Source organism: Inquilinus sp. Marseille-Q2685, assembly GCF_916619195.1.
Classification (GTDB): domain Bacteria; phylum Pseudomonadota; class Alphaproteobacteria; order DSM-16000; family Inquilinaceae; genus Inquilinus.
In genome coordinates, this window is record NZ_CAKAKL010000001.1 from 1,319,798 (window position 1) to 1,341,427 (window position 21,630).

A 21,630-nucleotide genomic window follows, 5' to 3' on the forward strand; every position below is an offset into this window, starting at 1 on the left:
CTGTGGATTTCGCCAGGGTCCGGATGACGACAGGTCGCCCCTGCCCTGCGCCATGCGGTCGCCCCGGGGCTTTCCCCGCGCGCGTTCCTTCCTTATAAGAGCGCGCTCCTTCGGGAGCGTGCCCCCCGTACCCAGCAGGCCGCCCCCATGCCCAAGCGCACCGACATCCGCTCGATCTGCATCATCGGCGCCGGACCGATCGTCATCGGCCAGGCCTGCGAGTTCGACTATTCCGGCGCCCAGGCCTGCAAGGCGCTGAAGCAGGAGGGCTACCGCGTCATCCTGGTCAACTCCAACCCGGCGACGATCATGACCGATCCGGAGCTGGCGGACGCGACCTATATCGAGCCGATCACGCCGGAGATCGTGGCCCGGATCCTGGAGCAGGAGAAGCCGGACGCGCTGCTGCCGACCATGGGCGGGCAGACGGCGCTGAACACCGCCATGGCGCTGGCCGAGAACGGCACGCTGGCACGGCTGGGGATCGAGCTGATCGGGGCCAAGCGCGAGAGCATCGAGAAGGCCGAGGACCGCGCCAAGTTCCGCGAGACCATGGACGAGATAGGCCTGGAATCGCCGAAGAGCGCGGTGGTGCACAGCCTGTCCGAGGCGCTCGACGCGCTGCCCAATGTCGGCCTGCCGGCGATCATCCGCCCATCCTTCACCCTCGGCGGCACCGGCGGCGGCATTGCCTACAACCGGGTCGAGTTCGAGGAGATCGTCCGCTCCGGCCTGGCCGCCAGCCCGACCCGCGAGGTGCTGATCGAGGAATCCGTCCTCGGCTGGAAGGAATACGAGATGGAGGTGGTCCGCGACCGCGCGGACAACTGCATCATCATCTGCTCGATCGAGAACGTCGATCCGATGGGCATCCACACCGGCGACAGCGTCACCGTGGCCCCGGCCCTGACGCTGACCGACAAGGAATACCAGCGGATGCGCGACGCCTCGATCGCGGTGCTGCGCGCGATCGGCGTCGACACCGGCGGGTCGAACGTGCAGTTCGCGGTCGACCCCGAGACCGGCCGCATGGTCGTGATCGAGATGAACCCGCGGGTCAGCCGGTCCTCCGCCCTGGCGTCGAAGGCGACCGGCTTCCCGATCGCCAAGGTCGCGGCCAAGCTGGCGGTCGGCTACACCCTCGACGAGCTGGCCAACGACATCACCAAGGTGACCCCGGCCAGCTTCGAGCCGACGATCGACTACATCGTCGTCAAGATGCCGCGCTTCACCTTCGAGAAGTTCCCGGGCGCCGAGCCGACCCTGACCACCAGCATGAAGTCGGTCGGCGAGGCGATGTCGATCGGCCGCAGCTTCCCCGAGGCGCTGCAGAAGGCGCTGCGGTCGATGGAGACCGGCCTGTCCGGCCTGGACGAGATCGAGATCCCGGGCCTGGCCATGGACGCGCCGGACCCGCAGGTGATCCGCGCCGCCCTCGCCCGCCCGACCCATGACCGGCTGCTGGTCATCGCCCAGGCGATGCGCCTCGGCCTCGGTGTCGAGGAGATCCGCGCCGCCTGCAAGTTCGACCCCTGGTTCCTGCGCGAGATCGAGCGGATCGTCGCGGCGGAGGAGGAGGTGCGGCGCTACGGCCTGCCCGAGGACGCGCAGGGCTTCGCCCGGCTGAAGCGCCTCGGCTTCTCCGACGCCCGCCTCGCCAGGCTGGCGGGGGTGTCCGAGGCAGAGGCCGCCTCGGCCCGCCGCGGCCTGGGCGTGGCCCCGGTCTACAAGCGGATCGACACCTGCGCCGGCGAGTTCGCGTCGGCCACGCCCTACATGTACTCGACGCATGAGGCCGGCTTCGACGAGGGCGAGTGCGAATCCGACCCGACCGACCGCGAGAAGATCGTCATCCTCGGCGGCGGCCCGAACCGGATCGGCCAGGGCATCGAGTTCGACTATTGCTGCGTCCACGCCGCCTATGCGCTGAAGGAGGCCGGCTACGAGACCATCATGGTCAACTGCAACCCGGAGACGGTGTCGACCGACTACGACACCTCGGACCGCCTCTACTTCGAGCCGCTGACCGCCGAGGACGTGATCGAGCTGATCCGGGTCGAGCAGGAGCGCGGCACGGTCAAGGGCGTGATCGTCCAGTTCGGCGGCCAGACCCCGCTGAAGCTGGCGCACGACCTGGAGGCGGCCGGCATCCCGATCCTGGGCACGCCGAAGGATGCGATCGACCTGGCCGAGGACCGCGAGCGCTTCCGCGACCTGCTGGACAAGCTGGGCCTGCGCCAGCCGAAGAGCGGCATCGCCCGCTCCGCCGAGGAGGCGGAGGCGATCGCCCAGGAGGTCGGCTTCCCCTGCCTGATGCGCCCGTCCTACGTGCTGGGCGGCCGGGCGATGGAGATCGTGCACGACCTGCAGGGCCTGCGTCGCTACATCACCACGGCCGTGAAGGTCTCCGGCCGCAACCCGGTGCTGATCGACCGCTACCTGCAGGATGCGATCGAGGTCGACGTCGATGCCGTGCGCGACGGCGAGCAGGTCTATGTCGCCGGCATCATGGAGCATATCGAGGAGGCCGGGATCCATTCCGGCGACAGCGCCTGCGCCCTGCCGCCTTATTCCCTGCCCGCCTTCGTGGTGCGCGAGATCGAGCGCCAGACCCGGATGCTGGCCGACGGGCTCGGCGTCATCGGCCTGATGAACACCCAGTTCGCGGTCAAGGACAACGAGGTCTACGTCATCGAGGTCAATCCGCGCGCCAGCCGCACCGTGCCCTTCGTGGCCAAGGCCACCGGCACGCCGATCGCCAAGATCGCGGCGCGGGTAATGGCCGGCGAGAAGCTGGCCGACTTCCCCCTGACCGGCCCGACCCCGCCCTACACGGCGGTGAAGGAGGCGGTGTTCCCGTTCAACCGCTTCCCCGGCGTCGACGTCATCCTCGGGCCGGAGATGAAGTCGACCGGCGAGGTCATGGGCCTGGACCGTGACTTCGGACGCGCCTTCGCCAAGAGCCAGCTGGGCGCCAACCAGAAGGTGCCGCTGTCCGGCACCGTCTTCGTCTCGGTCAAGGACCGGGACAAGCCGGCGATCCTTGCCGTCGCGCGCCGCATCGCCGAGCTGGGCTTCGAGATCCTGGCCTCGACCGGTACCGCCAAGGCGCTGGAGGAGGGCGGCCTCAAGGTCCGGCGCATCAACAAGGTGATGGAGGGCCAGCCGCATATCGTCGACGCCATCCTGAACGGCGAGGTCCAGCTGGTGTTCAACACCACCGACGGCGCCCAGACGGTGCGCGACAGCTTCGGCTTGCGCCGCGCCGCGCTGGTCAATAACATCCCCTACTCGACGACCGTGGCCGGGGCACGCGCGACCGTGGAGGCGATCGCCGCGCTGAAGGCCGGGGCGCTTGAAGTCGCCCCGCTGCAATCCTACCTAGGTTCGGCGCGGTAGCACCGGGGGCAGGGATACGAGCAGGTCTGGAGGCCGGCGTCCTTGACGCCGGGCGTACCGCTTTTTGGCTTTTTGGGACTGGAGCGCGATGGAAAAGGTGCCGATGACCGCGGCGGGATACAACCGGCTGCAGGAAGAGTTGAAGCATCTGAAGAGCGTGGCGCGGCCCGAGGTGATCAAGGCGATCGCGGAGGCGCGCGAGCATGGTGACCTGTCCGAAAACGCGGAATACCACGCGGCGCGCGAGCGCCAGAGCTTCATCGAAGGCCGGGTGATGGAGTTGGAGGACCGGATCAGCCGGGCCGAGATCATCGACACCTCCAAGCTGTCGGGCGACACCGTCAAGTTCGGCGCCACCGTGACGCTGGCGGATGAGGACACCGACGAGGAGATCACCTATCAGATCGTCGGACAGGACGAGTCCGACATCAAGGAAGGCCGCCTGTCGATCACCGCCCCGCTGGCGCGCTCGCTGATCGGTAAGGCCGAGGGCGACCAGGTCGAGGTCACCACCCCCGGCGGTTCCAAGAGCTACGAGATCGTCGCGGTCCAGTTCGTCTGACCCCCGATTTTCTCCAGATTTCGCGACGGCCCCGCCTCTCGGCGGGGCCGTTCGCCTTCACGCTGCGCCGATGCGGGCGACCCGCCATTCCCACCGGACGGGGCCTGTGCTATACGGCGCGCATGACCCACGCTCTGCGATATCCATGCGAAAAATCCACCTTCTGATCGGAAGGGTGGCAGAGCGGTCGTGTGTCGGTTTTCCAAGCCGTAGTTAACATTCAGCCCCAGCGAGAATCCGATGCCCTTTCCCTGTCCGGGAAGGGTGCGGCCGCCGGGCCGGCTCCGACTTCTCCGCCAGCCTTCCGCGGCCCACGGGCTCGCCCACCGGTGAAGGCAAGGCGCTGTAAACGCCCCGCTCGCGCTGTGGTGGTTCGACTCCATCCCCGTGGACCAGACCTCCCGGATCCGCCTGGCGGATCCGACAGGACAGGATCGATGGCGAATTCCGGCGCGGCGACACCGTCGAGGGACGTCGCGCCGTCCCTTGTCGTCATCGGCGGTGCAGGCAGGCCGTAAGGGCGGCGCGCCGGAACCTTGACGCGCCGTTCGACCCGGCCGTCTGCACCGCATCACCTGTGCCCCGCTTCGGCGGGGTCGGTTGCCTTGACGACAGCTGTGATGCGGCCAGTCGCGGTGCCCGTCCGCCGCAGGATCTCCAGAAACACCAGACCCGCCAGACTGCCGAGACCGGCCGTCAGCCAGAGGGCCGGCGCAGGCCCCAGCCGGCCCAGCAGCGCGGCGAACAGGAACGGCGCCAGGGCGGACACGATGTGGACGACGCTGGAGATCCAGCCGAGCCGCTCGGCGTAGCCGGCGCGCCCGAACAGCGCCAGCGGCACCGTGCCGCGGACGATGCTGTTCAGGCCGGATCCCAGGCCGAACAGGATTGCGAAACCGATCGCCGCCGCCAGGGCGGGCGCGCCGAGCAGCAGCAGCCCGAGCGCCAAGGACGGCAGACCGACGGCGACGGTAGCGAGGCCGACCGGGCTGGCGCGGCGGCCGGCCGTCATGGTCAGGAACCGGCTCAGCACCTGGGCCGGGCCGAACAGGCTGCCGACCAGAAGGCTGCCGGCGCCGAGGCCGAGCGCCCCGAGCAGCGGGACCATGTGTACCAGCACGGCCGAGGAGACGAAGCCGGCCAGGGAGAAGCCGATCGTGGCCAGCACCAGGAGGGCGCGGCGGTCCTGACGCCGATCTCCGGCGTCCTCGAGGGCCACGGCGGCGGCCGGATGCACCGTCGGAACGACCGTCCGGGCCAGGCTGCGGAGCCAGAGATGGATCGGCAGGCACAGCAGCAGATGCAGCGCGGCGAAGACCAGATAGACCTCGCGCCAGGTCAGGTGGTCCTGCAGCGCGGCGGTGGCCGGCCAGAACAGGGTCGAGGCGAAGCCGGCGATCAGGGTCAGATGGGTGATACTGCGCTGGGCGCCGAAGCCGACGACCTGGACCAGTGCCGGGAAGGCAACCTCGTAGAGGACGAAGGACGCGGCCAGCTGGATCGCGACCAGCCCCAGGGCCAGGCCCAGCGGCCCGGGTGCCGCGGTGCAGGCGACGAGCGCGGCGGCCGCGGCGACCGAGCCCAGGGCCATGACCCGGCCGGCGCCGTGACGGTCGACCCAGCGGCCGCAGCGCGGGCCGAGCAACGCCCCCGCCAGGAGCGCCGCCGAGAAGGCGCCGTACACGGCGTCCTGCGACCAGCCGATATCGGCGGCCATCCCGGCGGCCAGGATGCTGAAGCTGTAGTAGAGCGTGCCGTAGCCGATGATCTGGGTCAGCCCGAGCCCGGCGATGACCCCGAGGAGGCACCGTCCGGAGACCGGACCGGCCGCGCCGGTCGCCTCAGCCATGATGATGTCTTTCCCGTCGCTCAGCAGCAGGCGGAAGCCTCGGCGGAAACGGCCCGGGCGGCGGGATCGCAGCAGGATGTCGGCTGTGCCTCCCGGCGCCCCGGGCCGCTGCAGACGCCGGTTTCGGGCAGCACCAGCTCGACCCGCCGTGCCGCCTCGTGATCTCCGGCGAGATGGGCAGCGACCGACCGGGCCTGCTCATAGCCGGTGGCCAGCAGGAAGGTCGGGGCACGGCCATAGGCCTTCATGCCGATGATGAACAGCCCGGGCTCCGGCTGCGCCAGCTCGGCCGCGCCATGCGGGCGGACCGTGCCGCAGCTGTGCTCGTTGGGATCGATCAGCGGCGCCAGCGCCCGCGGGCAGTCGAGCGCCGGGTCGAGGTCGAGGCGCAGCTCGCCGAGGATCGACAGGTCCGGCCGCAGTCCGGTCGCCACGACCATCTCATCCACCTCGATGCCGCGCACGGCCCCGTCCTGGTCGCCGAGGACGCGCAGGCCGTTCCCGGCCGCCTCGATCGCATCGACCGCGAAGGGCGCGACGATCTCATAGGCCCCTGCCTCCGCGAGCGCCCGCAGGCGCAGGCCGAGGGCGCCGCGGCGCGGCAGCTGGTCGGCCTCGCCGCCGCCGAACAGCCTCGCCCGGTCGGTATTGCGGAAGGCCCAGACGATGCTCGTGCCCGGCGCCTCCCGGGCCAGATCGGCGAGGTCGAGCAGCGTGCCCGTGGCGGAATGGCCGCTGCCGAGGACGAGGATACGGCGGCCGGCATAACGGTAACGCTCGCGGCCCAGAACATCGGGCATGCCGTAGCGGATGCGGGATGCGGCCGCGCGCTCGCCGACCGCCGGCAGGCCGCCGGCGCCGGCCGGATTCGGCGAGGACCAGGTGCCGGAGGCGTCGATCACTGCCCGTGCGAAGATCCGGCCTTCCCGCCCGCCGCCGTCAACATATCGGACCTCGAAGGGCCGGCCATCCCGCCCGGCGGTGCGGACCTTGCCGTGGCCGGCGCGGGCGATACCGGTGACACGGGTTCCGAGGCGAAGGCGGCCGGCGATCTCCGGCGTTGCCGCCAGCGGATCGAGATAGCGTTCGGCCAGGTCAAGACCGGTCGGATAGCCGGCCCCGTCCGGATGAATCCAGCCGTGCCGCTGCAGCAGCGCCACCGCCGTCCGGTCGGTGCTGTAGGCCCAGGGCGAGAACATCGGCACATGGCCCCAGTCGCGCACCGCGGCGCCGACCACTGCGCCAGCCTCCAGGATCACGGGCTCGATCCCGTAGCCGAGCAGATGGACTGCGGCGGCCAGGCCCACCGGTCCCGCGCCGATGATGGCGGCCGGCAGCTCCGACGGCGCGGCGGTCTCGAGCGCCATACGGTCCGACGAGACAAGGGGACGATTCATCTCGCATCTCCTCTAGCTTCTAGGCATTGATGGTCGATGCATTGGGGCAAAAAAGAGAGGCTGCTATCCGCAGCACTCTCCGCCGCTGCCCTGCCGCTCGATCACCTGGCCGGTCTCGGTCAGCACCTGCGTGACCTCGAGCCAGGCCTCGACGCCGACCCGGAAGGCTTCCCGTCCCTTGTCGGTCAGGGTGTAGGTCTTGCGCGGGCGGCCGGAGACGACGCTGCTCTCGACCGTGACGTAGCCGCCCTCCTCGAACTCGCGCAGCACCGGGTAGATCGTGCCCTCGGTCGGGGAGCAGCAGCCATTCGTCGTCAGCTCCACCGCGCGGGCGATGTCGTAGCCATGCATCGGCCGGTCGTGCAGCACGCGCAGGATGAAGAACTTGGACAGGCTCATCTTGATCGTGCCGGCCCAGTAGGAGCGGCTGGTGTAGTCGACCGCGGGTCGGGCGATGGCGGAGAGCTTGCGGGCTTCGGTCATCGCCCGATCCTCATACCTTGATGGTCGATGAGTCAAGGGATAATGTATCGACAGCCCAACTGCCGGAAGACCCGATGATCCGCCTCGCCACGCCGGAGGACGCCCCAGCCCTCCAGGCCATCTACGCCCCGATCGTCGCCGGCACCGTGATCTCCTTCGAGCTGGCGCCGCCTACGGCGGCGGAGATGGCCGACCGGATCCGCAAGACCATTCCGGCTTATCCCTGGCTGGTGCTGGAGCGGGACGGCCGGATCCTGGGCTATGCTTATGCCGGCCCGCACCGGGCCCGGCCGGCCTATCGCTGGTCGGTCGATGTCAGCGTCTATGTCGCCGAGGCCGGGCGGCGGCAGGGCATCGGCCGCGCGCTGTACGAGCGGCTGTTCGTGCTGCTGCTGCGGCAGGGTTACCACGCCGCCTTTGCCGGCATCGCCCTGCCGAACCCGGCCAGCGTCGCCTTGCACGAGGCGGTCGGGTTCGTGCCGCTCGGCGTGTACCGCGACGTCGGCTTCAAGCATGGCGCCTGGCACGATGTCGGCTGGTGGCAGCGCCCGATCGGCGGCCGCCCGGACCACCCGGCCGAGCCGCGGCCGGTCACCGAGGTGTTCGATTGATCAGATCGGCCGGCGCTCGTACCAGCCGCGCGACGCCTTCACCAGGCGCACGACGGACAGCATGACCGGTACCTCCACCAGCACCCCGACCACGGTGGCCAGGGCGGCGCCGGAATCAAGGCCGAACAGGCTGATCGCGGCCGCCACCGCCAGCTCGAAGAAGTTCGAGGCGCCGATAAGCGCCGCCGGCGCCGCGACGCACCAGACGACGCCGAGGCGCCGGGACAGCCAATAAGCGATGCCGGCGTTGAGATAGACCTGGATCAGGATCGGCACGGCCAGCAGCAGGATCACCAGCGGCTGGGCCAGGATGCGCTCGCCCTGGAAACCGAACAGCAATACTAGCGTCGCCAGCAGAGCGGTAAGGGAGAGCGGCTGCAGCACGGCTAGGGTCCGCCGCAGCGCCGGCTCGCCGCCCGCGGCCAGGAGCGACCGGCGCCACAGCTGCGCCGCCGCCACCGGCACGACGATGTACAGCACGACCGACAGCAGCAGCGTGTCCCAGGGCACGGTGATCGAGGCGACGCCGAGCAGCAGGCCGACCAGCGGCGCGAAGGCGAAGACCATGATCAGATCGTTCAGCGCCACCTGGCTCAGGGTGAAATGCGGCTCGCCCTCGCACAGGTTCGACCAGACGAACACCATGGCCGTGCAGGGCGCGGCGGCCAGCAGGATCAGCCCCGCGATATAGGACGGGACTTGGTCCGCTGCCAGCCAGGGCGCGAACAGCCAGCCGATGAAGACGCTGCCGAGCAGCGCCATCGAGAACGGCTTGACACCCCAGTTGACGAACAGGGTGACGCCGACGCCGCGCCAATGCGCCCTCACCTCGCCGAGCGCGGCGAAGTCGATTTTCAGCAGCATCGGCACGATCATCGCCCAGATCAGCACCGCCACCGGCAGGTTGACCTTCGCGACCTCCGCCGAGGCGACGAGCGCGAAGAAGCCCGGCGCCACCGCGCCGAGGCCGATGCCGGCGACGATGCAGAGCGCGACCCAGAGGCTGAGATAGCGTTCGAAGAGTCCCATGGCCGGGGCTGCCGGCGCGAGCCTGGCCACAGTGGTTTCGGCGGTCATCACGGATCCGATCGGTCGGAGGGGAGGATCAGGCGCGCTTGCCCGAGGCGTCGACGACCAGTTCGCCGTCCTCCTTGCGGAACTCGCCGCGCTGCGGCGCCGGCAGAATATCCAGCACCGTCTCCGATGGGCGGGCCAGCGTCACGCCCCGCTCGGTGACGACGATCGGCCGGTTGATCAGGATCGGGTGCGCGATCATGGCGTCGAGCAGCTGGCCGTCGGTCAGGGCCGGGTCGTCCAGGCCGAGCTCGTGATAGGGCGTGCCCTTCTCGCGCAGCACCGCCCGCACCGGGACGCCCATGCGCCGGATCAGATCGGCCAGCTCGGCCCGGCTCGGCGGTGTCTTCAGGTATTCGATGACCGTCGGCTCAATGCCGGCGTTGCGGATCAGGCCGAGGACGTTGCGCGACGTGCCGCAGGCCGGGTTGTGGTAGATCGTGACCGCGCTCATGAGGATGCCGGTTCTCCCTGGCTTCGGGCGGGTGGCTGGCAGCCGCAGCCCGCCTGTTCGATGATGTCCATCAGCGGCGCGCAGATCTCCGGCCGGCCGCTGCAGCAGTCCTGGACCAGGAAGGACAGCAGCGCCCGCACGCCGTCGAGATCGGCGGAGTAGAGGATCGACCGGCCGTCCCGCCGGGGCCGGATCAGGCCGGCGCGGCTGAGGATGCCGAGATGGGTCGACAGCGTGGTGGCGGGCACGCCGACCCGCTCCGCCACGGTTCCGGCCGGCACCCCGTCCGGCCCGGCCTGGACCAGCAGGCGGAACACCGTCAGCCGGGTCGACTGGGCAAGCGCTCCAAGACCTTCGATCGCTGTCATCTCATCCATATTTCTAGAATTGCAGAAATATGGGATCGATACAAGGCTTCGGCTGGTACGGACCTATCGGATTTTCGTCTAATTCCTTGCGGTTGTCGCCGGAATCCACAGGCTGGAGGAGCAAATGTCATCCCGGCGATACCGATGTTAAACCGAACCGTCATCTTCCCCTTGTAGGGAACGATCCCGTCGCCGCCGCCGTGGGGCGTGCAGGGGCGGCCAAACGGGAGACACACATGACCGTCGTGACCAAGCTGTCGGCGGCCGCCTTCGCGCTGGCCGCCGCCGCGGCATTCGCACAGCCGGCCCAGGCCGAGCGCACCAAGTTCGAGTTCTGGTACGGGCTGACGGGCGACCTGGAGCAGCGGGTGCAGGACACCTGCAAGCGCTTCAACGACAGCCAGGCCGATTACGAGATCGTCTGCGTCGGCCAGGGCGGCTATCCGAACGCGGTGCAGAACGCCATCGCCGCCTACCGCGCCCAGAAGCAGCCGACCGTGGTGCAGGTGTTCGACGCCGGCACGCTGGATCTGATGCTGTCCGGCGCCTATGTCCCGGCCCGCAAGCTGATGGCCGACAACGGCTACGACATCAAGTGGGACGACTATTTCGGCGGCATCGCGAACTACTACGCGACGTCGAAGGGCGAGCTGATGTCGTTCCCCTACAACTCCTCGACGGCGCTGTTCTACTGGAACAAGGATGCCTTCGCCAAGATCGGCCGCGACAAGGGCCCGGAGACTTGGGAAGACGTCGAGCAGATCGCCCGGCAGCTGAAGGCCGCCGGCTACGACTGCCCGCTGGCCTTCAACTTCGATCCCTGGCCGACGCTGGAGCAGTTCTCGGCCATCCACAACCAGCCGATCGCCAGCAAGAACAACGGCTATGACGGGCTCGACGCCGAGCTGGTCTTCAACAAGACCAAATTCGTCGACCATGTCGCCTTCATCAAGAAGATGTACGACGAAGGCCTGTTCGTGCTGAAGACCAAGGAAGGCGGCCAGGATGTCGTCCCGGCCTTCGCCTCCGGCACCTGCCAGATGACGCAGTCCTCGGTCGCCGATCACGGTACCATCGGCAAGCTGGCCGCCCCGGACATGCACTGGGACGTGGTCAAGCTGCCGGTCTGGGCCGGTACCGAGCGCAAGAACTCGCTGGTCGGCGGCGCCTCGCTGTGGGTCCTCGCCGGCAAGTCCGGCGCCGAGTACAAGGGCGCCGCGGCGTTCCTGAACTTCCTGGCTCAGCCCTCCTCGGTGGAGTGGTGGTCGACCGTCACCGGCTACATCCCGGTGACCAATTCCGGCTTCCAGGCGATGAAGGCCGAGGGCTTCTACGACAAGGCGCCCTACAAGGGCCGCGAGCTGGCGATCGAGAGCCTGACCTTCACCCCGACCACCCCGATCTCCCGCGGCATCCGCCTCGGCGGCTACATCCAGATCCGCAAGGAAGTCCAGGACGCGCTGCAGGCGATCATCAGCGGCAAGGTGTCGGTGCAGGACGGCCTCGACCAGGCGGTGGAGCGCGGCAACGCGATCCTGCGCCGCTTCGAGAAGACCTACGCCGGCAAGCAGCTGCTCTGACCCGGCGCAGCCCCTCGCCCTCCCGGCCCACGGGAGGGCGAGGGGGTCCCGTCCTTCCTCACCAGCCGCCTCGGACCCGATGGAAAAACGCGCCTTCTTCAAGAACCGGACGCTGGCCTGGCTCCTGATCACGCCGCAGCTGCTGCTGGTGTTCCTGTTCTTCTACTGGCCGGCCGGCGAGGCGCTGTACTGGGCCTTCACGCTGGAGCAGCCCTGGGGCGGCGGCAATGAATGGGTGGGGCTGGAGAACTTCCGGGCGCTCCTGGGCGACAGCGCCTATTGGGGCTCGGTCGGCGTCAGCTTCGCCTATGCCGTCCTGGCCACCGGCATCGCCATGGCCGGCGCCCTGGTCCTGGCCCTGTTCGTCGACCGGCAGCTGCGTGGCTTCCAGGCCTACCGCTCGATCTTCGTCTGGCCCTACGCCATCGCGGCGCCCGCCGCGGCCATCGCCTTCCGCTTCATCTTCGCGCCCGAGAGCGGGATGATCGGCGCGCTGAACGCCCTGTGGCCCGGCCTGTGGGACCCGGTGCTGAACGCCACCCAGGCCCTGATCATGGTCGTGCTGTGCCACGCCTGGATCTGGATCGGCTACAACTTCATCTTCTTCCTGGCGGCGCTGCAGTCGATCCCGAAGAGCCTGATCGAGGCCAGCGCCATGGACGGGTCGGGCGCCCTGCGCCGGATGCGCGACATCCAGCTGCCGCTGATCGCGCCGACCCTGTTCTTCCTGATGGTGATCAACCTCACCGGCAGCTTCACCGACAGCTTCGGCATCGTCGACATCATGACCGAGGGCGGCCCGGCCCGTGGCACCGAGGTCATGGTCTACAAGATCTATTTCGACGGCTTCAAAGGCCTCGACTACTCCGGCGCCGCCGCCCAGAGCATCGTGCTGATGCTGCTGGTCATGGTCCTCACCTTCGTCCAGTTCCGCTGGGTCGAACGCCGCGTCCACTACAGCTGAGGGAGGATGCGATGATCGAACGCACCCCGATCCTGAACGCGCTGACGCATCTGATCCTGATCGTCGGGCTGGTCCTCGTGCTGCTGCCCTTCGCCATCGTGCTGGCCGCCGCGACCAAGGACATCCAGGGCGTCAACCAGGTGCCGATGAGCCTGATCCCCGGCGGCCACCTGATCGACAACCTCGCCGCCGCGTGGGACCAGGCGGAGTTCGGCCCGAAGCTGCTGAACAGCCTGATCGTCGCGGTCGGCGTCACCGTCGGCAAGATCGTGCTGGCGGCGCTGACCGCCTTCTCGATCGTGTTCTTCCGCTACCGCGCGCGGATGGTGGTGTTCTGGCTGATCTTCACCACGCTGATGCTGCCGCTGGAGGTCCGCATCGTGCCGACCTATTCGATCGCGGCCAACGCGCTGTCGCCGTTCCAGAGCATCGTTGCGGCCATCGGGCTGCAGGTCGACCTGCAGTGGAACCTGCTGAACTCCTACACCGGCCTGATCCTGCCGCTGATCGCCACGGCCACCGGCACCTTCCTCTACCGCCAGTTCTTCCTGACCGTGCCGGACGAGCTGCTGGAGGCGTCGAAGATGGACGGCGCCGGCGCCATGCGGTTCTTCGCCGAGATCCTGATGCCGCTGTCGCGCACCAACATGCTGGCGCTGGCCGCGATCCTCTTCGTCTACAGCTGGAACCAGTATCTCTGGCCGCTGCTGGTCACCACCGACCAGTCCTTCAGCACCGCGGTGGTCGAGCTGAAGCGCCTGATCCCGACCAACCAGGGCGGCCTGCCGGAATGGAACATCGCCATGGCCGGCACCCTGATCGTGATGATCCCCCCGCTGCTGGTCGTCGCGCTGATGCAGCGCTGGTTCGTGCGCGGCCTGATCGCCACCGACAAGTAAGGAGAGACCCCATGGCCCACATCGCCATCCGCGGCGTGCGCAAGAGCTACGGCAAGACGCCGGTGGTGCACGGCGTCGACCTGGACCTGCCGTCGGGCACCTTCGCCGTGATCCTCGGCCCGTCCGGCTGCGGCAAGTCGACCCTGCTGCGCATGATCGCCGGCCTCGAGGAGATCACCGCCGGCGAGATCGCGATCGGCGGCCGGGTGGTGAACCAGCTGGAGCCGCGCGAGCGCGGCTGCGCCATGGTGTTCCAGAACTACGCCCTGTACCCGCACATGACCGTGGCCCAGAACATGGGCTATGCGCTGAAGGTGGCGGGCGTGCCGAAGGCCGAGCGGATGGCCAAGGTGCGCGAGGTGGCGAAGCTGGTCGGGCTCGAGGATTTCCTGGACCGCAAGCCGGCGGCCCTGTCCGGCGGCCAGCGCCAGCGCGTCGCCATGGGCCGCGCCATCATCCGCGAGCCCGAGGTGTTCCTGTTCGACGAGCCGCTGTCCAACCTGGACGCCAAGCTGCGGGTGCAGATGCGGGTCGAGATCCGCCGCCTGCACCGGCGCCTGGGCGCCACCTCGGTCTTCGTCACCCACGACCAGGTCGAGGCGATGACCCTGGCCGACGTGCTGATCGTGATGAACAAGGGCGTGGTCGAGCAGATCGGCCGGCCGGCGGAGATCTACAACCACCCGCGCACCCGCTACGTCGCCAGCTTCATCGGCTCGCCGGCGATGAACTTCATCGAGGGCCGCATCTTCGCCCCCGGCCAGTTCGGCTTCGACGAGACCAAGACGGTCGCGATCGACCCCGCCTATGGCGGCCGCTTCGTCGAGCGCTCCGCCGCGCTGGGCATCCGGCCCGAGCTGGTGGAGATCGTGCCGGTCGACCATCCGGGCGCGCTGGTCGCCACCGTCGACTTCATCGAGGAGCTGGGCGCCGGCCGGGTGATCCACACCGACATCGACGGCCTGTCCTTCGCCGTCACCACCGGCGACGGGGCCGACTACACCCCCGGCCAGCCGCTGGGCCTGTATCTGCCGCCGTCGCAGCTGCATTTCTTCGACCCGCACACCGGGCTGCGGCTCGATGCCGACCTGCCGGCCGAGCATCGCTTCGCCGTCGCCACCGCCGCCTGAGATCGAGAGACCATCATGACCGAGATCATCACCGCCATCGGCTTCTCCACCGGCGTCAGCGGCAAGGGCGACCTGTCGCGGCTGGACGCCAGCCTGGGCCGCATCGCCGAGATCGGCGCCGACGCGGCCGAACTGTCGCTGTACGGCGAGGACCTGATCGCCGGCGGGCGGCTGCTGCCCGAGCGGGTGCACAAGCTGGAGCAGATCGTCCGCCGCCACGACCTGCGCTACACCGTGCACGGCCAGATCGTCTCCAACTTCATGGACGAGCAGAACCTGCATCTGCAGAAGGCGGTGGTGCGGGCGATGCTGGAGCTGTGCGACCAGGTCGGCGCCGGTGTGCTGGTGCACCACGCCGGCAAGGCCGCGATGACCGACCAGGCCGGCCGCGACCGGCTGGACGCGATGGAGCGCGAGGCGCTGGCCGAGCTGGCCGAGGCCGCCCGCGGCTACGGCGTCAAGCTGGCCTTCGAGAACATCTTCGCCATGGACGACAACGAGTACCGCCAGACCCCGGCCGAGGTCGCCGACACGGTGCGGGCGGTGGGCCACCCGAACCTGTGCACGCTGATCGATTTCAGCCACGCCTATATCGAATGCACCCGCCGCGGCCTGGACTGGCGCGCCCAGATCCGCAGCATGGCCCCGGCCACCGGCCATCTGCACGTCCATGACAGCTTCGGCCGCCCCTACACCATGACCAGGTTCTACGAGCCGTCCGAGGCCGTGGCGCTGGGCATCGGCGACCTGCACCTGCCGCTGGGCTGGGGCGACATCCCCTGGGACGAGATCTTCACCGAGCTGCGCTTCCAGCCCGACACGGTGATGATCCTGGAGCTGAACGGCGACCGCTACGACGGCGAGCTGGCCGACAGCCTGGCCCGCGCCCGCCGCCTGGCCGATCTGGTCAACCAGCGCGCGCTCGCGGCCTGACCGGACCGATGCGGGACATGATCACGCGGCGGGCCGGCGTGCTGCCGGCCCCCGACCCGATCCTGCTGGCCGACGCCGCCCTGGCGCCGGACGATGCGCATGACCGCTTCGCCGCCCAGGTGCCGGCGCTCGGCGCGATCGAGCAGCGCCCGGCGCCGGTGCACCGGCCGGTCGGGGCCCGGCTGCGCGTCGCCGCCTGGAACGCCGAGCGGCTGAAGTACCATGCCCCCTCCGCCGCCCTGCTGCGGGACGCCGACGTCGTGCTGCTGACCGAGGCCGATATCGGCATGGCCCGGTCCGGCAACCGGCACACGGTGCGCGACCTGGCCGAGGCGCTGGGCATGGGCTGGGCCTATGGCGTCGAGTTCGTCGAGCTCGGCCTCGGCGACGCCCGCGAATCCGAGTGGCATGCCGACGAGGACAACCGCGTCGGGCTGCACGGCAACGCCATCCTCAGCCGCCACCCGCTGCTGGACCCGGTGGTCATCCCGCTGGACGCCGGCGGCACCTGGTTCGCCGGCCGCAGCGGCAACCAGCGCCGGCTGGGCGGGCGCATGGCGATCGCCGCCCGGCTCGACGCGCCGCGGCCGCTGTGGCTGGTCGCGGCCCATCTCGAGAGCCACAGCGACGCCGCCGACCGCTGCCGCCAGGGCGAGCGGCTTGTCGCCGCGGTCGACCGGCTGGTGCCGGCTGGCGCCGGGGTGGTGCTGGGCGGCGACTTCAACACCAAGGAGGCGTCGGGGTCCCTGGAGGCGCCGGAGGAGCCGCTGTTCGCCGTGCTGCGCGACGCCGGCTTCGACTGGCGCCGCTGCAACGCGCCCGGCCCGACCCAACGCACCCGCCCGGACGGCACGCCGCTTCCGCCCTTCGCCAGGCTGGACTGGCTGTTCACCCGCCATGTCGCGGCCGAGGCGCCGGAGACCATCGCCGCGGTCGACGCTGCCGGCGCCGCGATCTCCGACCACGACGTGGTGGCGGCGACGGTGCTGACCGGCGCGGCGGCGGAGCGGGTGGTCGCGGCCGGGGCTGAGGCTTAGCCTTCCGAAAGTCTGCTGGACGGAATTGGTGCCGCTGCGGGATGCTGAAGCATGGCCCGGGTCGAACAGCTTTTCGAACATCGCTTCCCCAGCGGACTAGACTGGAGAGTGGCCCAGTTCGGCCTTCACGTGTCCGTGGTCGCCGAACATTTGGGCCTTGAGCTGCAAGTCTGGGAGGAGGATGGGCTCGGCGACGTCACGGGGCTGTTCCTGCGCCTGCCATCCGGACGCCTTCTGCTCCTGAGAGAGTTCCACCACTCTCTCCATGGGTTATATCCGCCGAGCTTCGAAGCTTGTGCCGACGGTCACGATGTCGCCATGCATGGAGCCCCGGAGATCGTCGAAGATATGTTGCCGGTCTGTGGCCTGAGTCGGGCGGAAATCACTTGGATCGGCGACGAGGAGTCGCGCCAGACTGCGATCGGGCTGCTCGATCGTTGGCGGTGCCGGTTATCCGAATAGCATCGGAACGACCAGCCCACATAAACCCGTTGTCATGAAACGTCCCGGCCATCCGCTCCGTATAGAGGGATGGCCGCGCTATTCTCTTCGTGGCCGCGACCCCGACCGCGTCCACCGAGGATCTGATGCGTTCGCCTTTCACCGACCGTGCCGGCCGCTTCTCCTGGCTGAAGACCGTGGTCTTCGTCCTGCTGCTCCTGCCCGGCCTGTGGTATGGCGGGCGCCTCGTGGCCGGCGACCTGGGCGCCGACCCGGTGCAGACCTTCCAGCGCGCCATCGGCCTGTGGACGCTGTACTTCCTGGTCATCGGCCTGGCGATCACGCCGCTGAAGCGGGCGCTGCGCTGGCCGCAGCTGATCCAGGTGCGGCGCATGATCGGCGTCGCCACAGCCACCTATGTCCTGATCCACCTGACCGGCTACACCGCCACCCAGCATTTCGACCTGGGCTTCGTGGCGTCGGAGATCGTGAAGCGCCTGTACCTGACCATCGGCTTCCTGGCGCTGTTGGGGCTGATGCCGCTCCTGGCCACCTCGACCGACGCCATGGTCAAGCGCCTGGGCGGCAAGACCTGGCAGCGGCTGCACCGGCTGGTCTATCCGATCGTGGTGCTGGGGCTGATCCACGGTGTGATGCAGTCCAAGGTCGATGTCGCCATCCCGACCACGCTGGCCGGCTTCACCATCTGGCTGCTGGCCTGGCGGGTGCTGGACAGCCGCTTCGGCCGCGGCGACGGGCTGCCGCCGTGGTCGCTGGCCGTGCTATCGGTGACCGTCGCCCTGGTCACGGCCGGCGGCGAGGCGGCGATGTACGGGCTGTTCACCGGCGTCGACCCGATGCGGGTGCTGCGCGCCGATCTGAGCTTCGCCTTCGGCCCACGCCCGGCCTGGATCGTGCTGGGCGCCGGCCTGGCCGTCACCCTGCTGGCGACGCTACGCCGGCTGCAGAAGAGCAAGGCGCGCCGCCCCGCCCTGGCCTAGGCGGGCTTCCGGACCCAGATCACCGCGGCCAGCAGGGCGAGGATCAGCACGCCGCCGCCGAGCCCTATCGCCAGCCGCATGCCTTCGACCGACATCCCGCCGCCGCCGATCGCGCCGAGCACGGCGACCCCGAGGGCGCCGCCGGTCTGGCGCAGCGAGTTGAGCACGCCCGAGGCGATGCCGGAGCGGGCGCGGTCGACCGTCGCCAGCAGCGCCGCGGTCATCGGCGGCACGGTCAGCGCCGTGCCGCAGCCGATCAGCAGCAGCGTCCACCAGAGGCCGCCGTAATCGGTCGACGGGGTCAGCGCCAGAGCCAGGGCGCCGAAGCCGGCGACGGCGATGCACAGCCCCGACACCATCGGCAGCCGCGCCCCATGGCGCGAGGCGATGCGGCCGGCGAAGACGTTGACGACGGCGATCAGCCCGGTCATCGGCACGAAGGCGAGGCCGGTGAGCAGCGGCGACAGACCGAGCGGCCCCTGGAAATAGAGGCTGAGCAGGAAGGTCGCGCCGTAATAGCCGGCGTTCAGCAGGAAGCCGATCAGCGAGATGGCCGAGAACACCGGGTGGCGGAACAGGCCGAGCGGCATCATCGGCGCCGGGCTGCGGGATTCGACCAGTAAGAAGCCGGCGCCGGCCAGCACGAACAGCGCCGCCCCGCCCAGCACCAGCGGGTGGGTCCAGCCCAGCGGCTCGCCCTCGATGATCGACCCGGTCAGCGCCACCAGCGCGACGATGGCCAGGAACTGGCCCGGCAGGTCGAGCGCGCGGTTGGGCCGGCCCTCGGTCTCGGTGGTGAAGCGCAGGGTCAGCCAGAGGCCGATCACGCCGATCGGCAGGTTGATCAGGAAGATGCTGCGCCAGCCGAGCAGCGCGATCAGCACGCCGCCGACCACCGGCCCGGCCACCATTGCCATGCCGCCGGCCCCGGCCCAGACGCCGATCGCCCGCATGCGTTCCGCCGGATCGTGATAGGCATGGGCGACCAGGGCCAGGGAGCAGGGCATCAGCAGCGCCCCGCCCAGCCCCTGGGCGACGCGCGCCGCGATCAGCACCGTGCCGGTCGGCGCCAGGCCGCAGGCCACCGACGCCAGGGTGAACAGGGCGAAGCCAGCCAGGTACAGCCGCCGCGCGCCGAAGCGGTCGCCCAGCGCGCCGCCGGTCAGCAGCAGGCTGGCGAAGGCCAGGGTGTAGCCGTTCACCACCCATTGCAGCGCGGCGACACCGCCCTGCATCAGGGCCTGGATCTGGTCGAGCGCGACATTGACGACGGTGACGTCGATCTGGACCACCACGACGCCGAGGCTGAGCGCGGCGAGGCGGGCGGCGCGCCGCGCCGGGGTGGCGCGGTCGGGGCAGGCATCGAAGGGCATGGGGCCTCGCCAGGGCGGCGGGAAGCGTTCGGTTTCCGTTCCCCTAGCACGAGTCGCGCCGCCCCGAGGCCGCCATCGGCGCATCGCTGTCCCGCGAGCCGGTCAATCCGGCGGCGGGCTAGACTGGACGGACACAGCGGAAGGGACGATCGTGACCGCGGAGCTCTACCTGATCCGCCACTGCCGGGCCGCCGGCCAGGAGCCGGAGGCGCCGTTGACGGCGGAAGGCCGCGACCAGGCGCTGCGGTTGCGCGACCGGCTGGCCGGGCTGCCGATCGTACGCATCGTCTCCAGCCCCTTCCGCCGCGCCGGCGACAGCGTTGCCCCGCTGGCGGAGCGGCTGGGGCTGACGGTCCGGATCGACGACCGGCTGGCGGAGCGGGTGCTGGCGGGAGAACCGGCCGAGGACTGGCGGGACCGGTTGCGTCGCTCCTTCGCCGACCCGGCCCTGGCCTGGCCCGGCGGCGAATCCGGCGCTGCGGCGACCCGGCGCGGTCTGGCGGCGCTGGCCGATGCCGCGGCCGGCGCGGACGGGCCGGCGGCTGTCGTCAGCCACGGCAACCTGCTGGCCCTGCTGCTGCACAGCCTGGACGGCCGCGACGGCTTCGCCGCCTGGGCGGCCCTGAGCAACCCCGACGTGTTCCACATCGACCCTGCCGGCACGGTCCGGCGCTGCTGGAAGGACGATGATTGAGATAGCCCTGACGATCGCCCGGGAGACGCCGGACCAGCCTGAGGTCCATGCCTTGCTGGAGCAGGCCGACCGCCGCTCGGCCGGCCTCTATCCGGCGGAGAGCCGGCACGGGCTAAGTGTCGTCGCGCTGCTGGCGGCGCGCGTGCATTTCCTGGTCGCCCGCCTCGACGGGCGCGCGGTCGGCTGCGGCGGCTATGCGCCGGAGGGCGACGGCACGGCCGAGCTGAAGCGGATCTTCGTCGCCGCCGAGGCCCGCGGCCTCGGCATCGGCCGCGCCCTGCTGGAAGCCCTCGAGGCGGACGCAGCCCGTGCCGGCATCCGGCTGCTGCGGCTGGAGACCGGGGTAAAGTCGGCCGAGGCGCTCGGCCTCTACCGCCGCTTCGGCTATCGCGAGATCGGTCCCTTCGGCGCCTACGGCCCCGACCCGCTGAGCGTGTTCATGGAGAAGGTGTTGCCGGGCGGGTGAGACCGTCATCATCCTGTCGCGATCCGGCTGCTACGCCCCGGCGCGGAATCATCTACGGAGAGTGACTTGGACCGGACCGACCTGGCCTCGCGCCTGATCGCGCCCTCGGAAGGCGCGCCGAACCCGACGCTGGGCTACAAATTCGCGCGCGACGGGTCGCCCCTGCCCTTCCGCGGCAACACCATCATCTGCCATATCCCGGCGACCGCGCCGGAGCTGCCGGCTTTGGCCGAGCTGGCGGGCCGGCTGCGCGACCTGCCCTGGGGCGGCCGTTTCGCCTATCTGCCGGCCTCCAGCTACCACATGACCGTGTTCGAGGGCGTGACCTATGCCGAGCGGTCGCCCGAGCGCTGGCCGGAGGGCGTCGCGCCCGACGCGCCGCTGGAGGAGATCACCCGCCGTTTCATCGACCGGCTGCGCGGCCTTTCGGTGCCGCAGCGCTTCGCCATGCGCCCGGTGGGGCTGGTGCCGATGGGAACCGGCGGCACGGTGGTGGGGCTGGAGCCGGCCGACGAGGACGCCGCCCGCCAGATCCGCGGCCTGCGCGAAGCCTTCGCCCTGATCCTGGGCCTGCGCAAGCCGAACCATGACGCCTACCGCTTCCACATCACGCTGAGCTACCTGCTGGAATGGCTGAGCGCGGCGGAGGCGGAGCAGCATCTGGCCGCACATCAGCGCCTCGGCGAGGCCTTCATCCAGGCCCATCCGGTGCTGGAGCTCGGCCCGCCGGAATTCTGCGTGTTCGAGACGCTGCACCGCTTCCTGCCGGTGCTGCGGTTCCGGGACTGAGACGGATCGCAGGAACGCCATACGTCCTTTTCGTTGCCTCTCCCGCTTGCGAGGCGCGTTCGGAACCCTGCCGCTCCCTCGACTCTGCCCTTTGATCCGCCCCCTCCCCTTGCGGGTCTCTCTCGG

The 21,630-nt window shown here is 70.0% G+C and carries 21 protein-coding genes and 1 tRNA gene; 15 read left to right on the forward strand and 7 right to left on the reverse strand.

The features are described 5' to 3' along the window. Positions 1-147 precede the first annotated feature (147 nt). The 3 genes from carB (at position 148) to LG391_RS06280 (ending at position 4,356) form a co-directional block, all read left to right on the forward strand. On the forward strand, positions 148-3,399 hold the full coding sequence (gene carB / locus LG391_RS06270; RefSeq protein ID WP_225767111.1) for a carbamoyl-phosphate synthase large subunit: 3,252 nt from the start codon (positions 148-150) through the stop codon (positions 3,397-3,399). A gap of 88 nt (positions 3,400-3,487) precedes the next feature. Beyond that, entirely contained in the window at positions 3,488-3,961 is a 474-nt protein-coding gene (gene greA, locus LG391_RS06275; RefSeq protein ID WP_225767112.1) for a transcription elongation factor GreA, read from the forward strand. Between the two features lie 311 nt (positions 3,962-4,272). Then, positions 4,273-4,356, forward strand: a tRNA-Tyr gene (locus LG391_RS06280). A 176-nt stretch (positions 4,357-4,532) separates the two neighbouring features. Here LG391_RS06280 and arsK read toward each other — a convergent pair. The 3 genes from arsK to LG391_RS06295 form a co-directional block, all read right to left on the reverse strand. Then, positions 4,533-5,810 carry an arsenite efflux MFS transporter ArsK gene (gene arsK / locus LG391_RS06285; RefSeq protein WP_225767113.1) on the reverse strand — a complete coding sequence of 426 codons (1,278 nt, stop codon included), beginning with the start codon at positions 5,808-5,810 and terminating at the stop codon, positions 4,533-4,535. Positions 5,811-5,830: 20 nt separating this feature from the next. Then, on the reverse strand, positions 5,831-7,207 hold the full coding sequence (locus tag LG391_RS06290) for an NAD(P)-binding domain-containing protein (RefSeq protein ID WP_225767114.1): 1,377 nt from the start codon (positions 7,205-7,207) through the stop codon (positions 5,831-5,833). 63 nt (positions 7,208-7,270) lie between these two features. Further along, complete coding sequence (locus LG391_RS06295; protein WP_225767115.1) at positions 7,271-7,690, reverse strand: PadR family transcriptional regulator; 420 nt, start codon at positions 7,688-7,690, stop codon at positions 7,271-7,273. Positions 7,691-7,764: 74 nt separating this feature from the next. On the opposite strand from LG391_RS06295, the gene LG391_RS06300 reads away from it, so the two are divergent. Continuing rightward, positions 7,765-8,301 (forward strand): arsinothricin resistance N-acetyltransferase ArsN1 family B, encoded by a 537-nt coding sequence (locus tag LG391_RS06300; RefSeq protein WP_225767116.1) that lies wholly within the window; start codon positions 7,765-7,767, stop codon positions 8,299-8,301. On the opposite strand, the gene arsB is transcribed toward LG391_RS06300, so the two are convergent. The 3 genes from arsB to LG391_RS06315 form a co-directional block, all read right to left on the reverse strand. Next, a complete protein-coding gene (arsB, locus tag LG391_RS06305; RefSeq protein ID WP_225767117.1) occupies positions 8,302-9,330 on the reverse strand; it encodes an ACR3 family arsenite efflux transporter in 1,029 nt (342 codons plus the stop codon). Between the two features lie 76 nt (positions 9,331-9,406). Further along, positions 9,407-9,829 (reverse strand): arsenate reductase (glutaredoxin), encoded by a 423-nt coding sequence (gene arsC / locus LG391_RS06310; RefSeq protein WP_225767118.1) that lies wholly within the window; start codon positions 9,827-9,829, stop codon positions 9,407-9,409. Next, positions 9,826-10,197, reverse strand: coding sequence for a metalloregulator ArsR/SmtB family transcription factor (locus LG391_RS06315; RefSeq protein ID WP_308013028.1), 372 nt, complete (start codon positions 10,195-10,197; stop codon positions 9,826-9,828). Before LG391_RS06315 ends, arsC begins: the two co-directional genes overlap by 4 nt. Positions 10,198-10,433: 236 nt before the next feature. Between LG391_RS06315 and LG391_RS06320 the strand changes: the two genes are divergently transcribed. The 8 genes from LG391_RS06320 to LG391_RS06355 all read left to right on the forward strand — a co-directional run bounded on the left by LG391_RS06320 (position 10,434) and on the right by LG391_RS06355 (position 18,182). Continuing rightward, positions 10,434-11,777, forward strand: coding sequence for an extracellular solute-binding protein (locus LG391_RS06320; protein WP_225767120.1), 1,344 nt, complete (start codon positions 10,434-10,436; stop codon positions 11,775-11,777). A gap of 79 nt (positions 11,778-11,856) precedes the next feature. Next, a complete protein-coding gene (locus LG391_RS06325) occupies positions 11,857-12,741 on the forward strand; it encodes a carbohydrate ABC transporter permease (RefSeq protein WP_225767121.1) in 885 nt (294 codons plus the stop codon). Between the two features lie 11 nt (positions 12,742-12,752). After that, positions 12,753-13,640 (forward strand): sn-glycerol-3-phosphate ABC transporter permease UgpE, encoded by an 888-nt coding sequence (gene ugpE / locus LG391_RS06330; RefSeq protein WP_225767122.1) that lies wholly within the window; start codon positions 12,753-12,755, stop codon positions 13,638-13,640. 11 nt (positions 13,641-13,651) lie between these two features. Then, complete coding sequence (gene ugpC / locus LG391_RS06335) at positions 13,652-14,770, forward strand: sn-glycerol-3-phosphate ABC transporter ATP-binding protein UgpC (protein ID WP_225767123.1); 1,119 nt, start codon at positions 13,652-13,654, stop codon at positions 14,768-14,770. A gap of 15 nt (positions 14,771-14,785) precedes the next feature. Continuing rightward, positions 14,786-15,703, forward strand: coding sequence for a sugar phosphate isomerase/epimerase (locus tag LG391_RS06340; protein WP_225767124.1), 918 nt, complete (start codon positions 14,786-14,788; stop codon positions 15,701-15,703). 17 nt (positions 15,704-15,720) lie between these two features. Continuing rightward, the gene (locus LG391_RS06345) at positions 15,721-16,740 is read left to right on the forward strand and encodes an endonuclease/exonuclease/phosphatase family protein (RefSeq protein WP_225767125.1); all 1,020 of its coding nucleotides are present in this window, start codon (positions 15,721-15,723) and stop codon (positions 16,738-16,740) included. 51 nt (positions 16,741-16,791) lie between these two features. After that, positions 16,792-17,202 carry a hypothetical protein gene (locus LG391_RS06350; protein WP_225767126.1) on the forward strand — a complete coding sequence of 137 codons (411 nt, stop codon included), beginning with the start codon at positions 16,792-16,794 and terminating at the stop codon, positions 17,200-17,202. Between the two features lie 125 nt (positions 17,203-17,327). Beyond that, positions 17,328-18,182 carry a sulfite oxidase heme-binding subunit YedZ gene (locus LG391_RS06355; protein WP_225767127.1) on the forward strand — a complete coding sequence of 285 codons (855 nt, stop codon included), beginning with the start codon at positions 17,328-17,330 and terminating at the stop codon, positions 18,180-18,182. On the opposite strand, the gene LG391_RS06360 is transcribed toward LG391_RS06355, so the two are convergent. Continuing rightward, positions 18,179-19,555: an MFS transporter gene (locus LG391_RS06360; protein ID WP_225767128.1), complete on the reverse strand. Its 1,377-nt coding sequence runs from the start codon at positions 19,553-19,555 to the stop codon at positions 18,179-18,181. The two genes, LG391_RS06355 and LG391_RS06360, sit on opposite strands and share 4 nt — an antisense overlap. Positions 19,556-19,706: 151 nt before the next feature. On the opposite strand from LG391_RS06360, the gene LG391_RS06365 reads away from it, so the two are divergent. The 3 genes from LG391_RS06365 (at position 19,707) to LG391_RS06375 (ending at position 21,504) form a co-directional block, all read left to right on the forward strand. Continuing rightward, complete coding sequence (locus LG391_RS06365) at positions 19,707-20,249, forward strand: histidine phosphatase family protein (RefSeq protein ID WP_225767129.1); 543 nt, start codon at positions 19,707-19,709, stop codon at positions 20,247-20,249. Then, positions 20,242-20,715: a GNAT family N-acetyltransferase gene (locus tag LG391_RS06370; RefSeq protein WP_225767130.1), complete on the forward strand. Its 474-nt coding sequence runs from the start codon at positions 20,242-20,244 to the stop codon at positions 20,713-20,715. The genes LG391_RS06365 and LG391_RS06370 overlap by 8 nt, the downstream gene beginning before the upstream one ends. 66 nt (positions 20,716-20,781) lie before the next feature. Continuing rightward, positions 20,782-21,504, forward strand: a complete 723-nt coding sequence (locus tag LG391_RS06375) for a DUF1868 domain-containing protein (protein WP_225767131.1) — start codon at positions 20,782-20,784, stop codon at positions 21,502-21,504. Positions 21,505-21,630: the final 126 nt, after the last annotated feature.

Bases quoted from the DNA above. Each gene is read 5' to 3' on its own strand.
- carB (WP_225767111.1), top strand. From the start codon at position 148: ATGCCCAAGCGCACCGACATCCGCTCGATCTGCATCATCGGCGCCGGA.
- greA (WP_225767112.1), top strand. From the start codon at position 3,488: ATGGAAAAGGTGCCGATGACCGCGGCGGGATACAACCGGCTGCAGGAA.
- arsK (WP_225767113.1), bottom strand. From the start codon at position 5,810: ATGGCTGAGGCGACCGGCGCGGCCGGTCCGGTCTCCGGACGGTGCCTC.
- LG391_RS06290 (WP_225767114.1), bottom strand. From the start codon at position 7,207: ATGAATCGTCCCCTTGTCTCGTCGGACCGTATGGCGCTCGAGACCGCC.
- LG391_RS06295 (WP_225767115.1), bottom strand. From the start codon at position 7,690: ATGACCGAAGCCCGCAAGCTCTCCGCCATCGCCCGACCCGCGGTCGAC.
- LG391_RS06300 (WP_225767116.1), top strand. From the start codon at position 7,765: ATGATCCGCCTCGCCACGCCGGAGGACGCCCCAGCCCTCCAGGCCATC.
- arsB (WP_225767117.1), bottom strand. From the start codon at position 9,330: ATGGGACTCTTCGAACGCTATCTCAGCCTCTGGGTCGCGCTCTGCATC.
- arsC (WP_225767118.1), bottom strand. From the start codon at position 9,829: ATGAGCGCGGTCACGATCTACCACAACCCGGCCTGCGGCACGTCGCGC.
- LG391_RS06315 (WP_308013028.1), bottom strand. From the start codon at position 10,197: ATGACAGCGATCGAAGGTCTTGGAGCGCTTGCCCAGTCGACCCGGCTG.
- LG391_RS06320 (WP_225767120.1), top strand. From the start codon at position 10,434: ATGACCGTCGTGACCAAGCTGTCGGCGGCCGCCTTCGCGCTGGCCGCC.
- LG391_RS06325 (WP_225767121.1), top strand. From the start codon at position 11,857: ATGGAAAAACGCGCCTTCTTCAAGAACCGGACGCTGGCCTGGCTCCTG.
- ugpE (WP_225767122.1), top strand. From the start codon at position 12,753: ATGATCGAACGCACCCCGATCCTGAACGCGCTGACGCATCTGATCCTG.
- ugpC (WP_225767123.1), top strand. From the start codon at position 13,652: ATGGCCCACATCGCCATCCGCGGCGTGCGCAAGAGCTACGGCAAGACG.
- LG391_RS06340 (WP_225767124.1), top strand. From the start codon at position 14,786: ATGACCGAGATCATCACCGCCATCGGCTTCTCCACCGGCGTCAGCGGC.
- LG391_RS06345 (WP_225767125.1), top strand. From the start codon at position 15,721: ATGATCACGCGGCGGGCCGGCGTGCTGCCGGCCCCCGACCCGATCCTG.
- LG391_RS06350 (WP_225767126.1), top strand. From the start codon at position 16,792: ATGGCCCGGGTCGAACAGCTTTTCGAACATCGCTTCCCCAGCGGACTA.
- LG391_RS06355 (WP_225767127.1), top strand. From the start codon at position 17,328: ATGCGTTCGCCTTTCACCGACCGTGCCGGCCGCTTCTCCTGGCTGAAG.
- LG391_RS06360 (WP_225767128.1), bottom strand. From the start codon at position 19,555: ATGCCCTTCGATGCCTGCCCCGACCGCGCCACCCCGGCGCGGCGCGCC.
- LG391_RS06370 (WP_225767130.1), top strand. From the start codon at position 20,242: ATGATTGAGATAGCCCTGACGATCGCCCGGGAGACGCCGGACCAGCCT.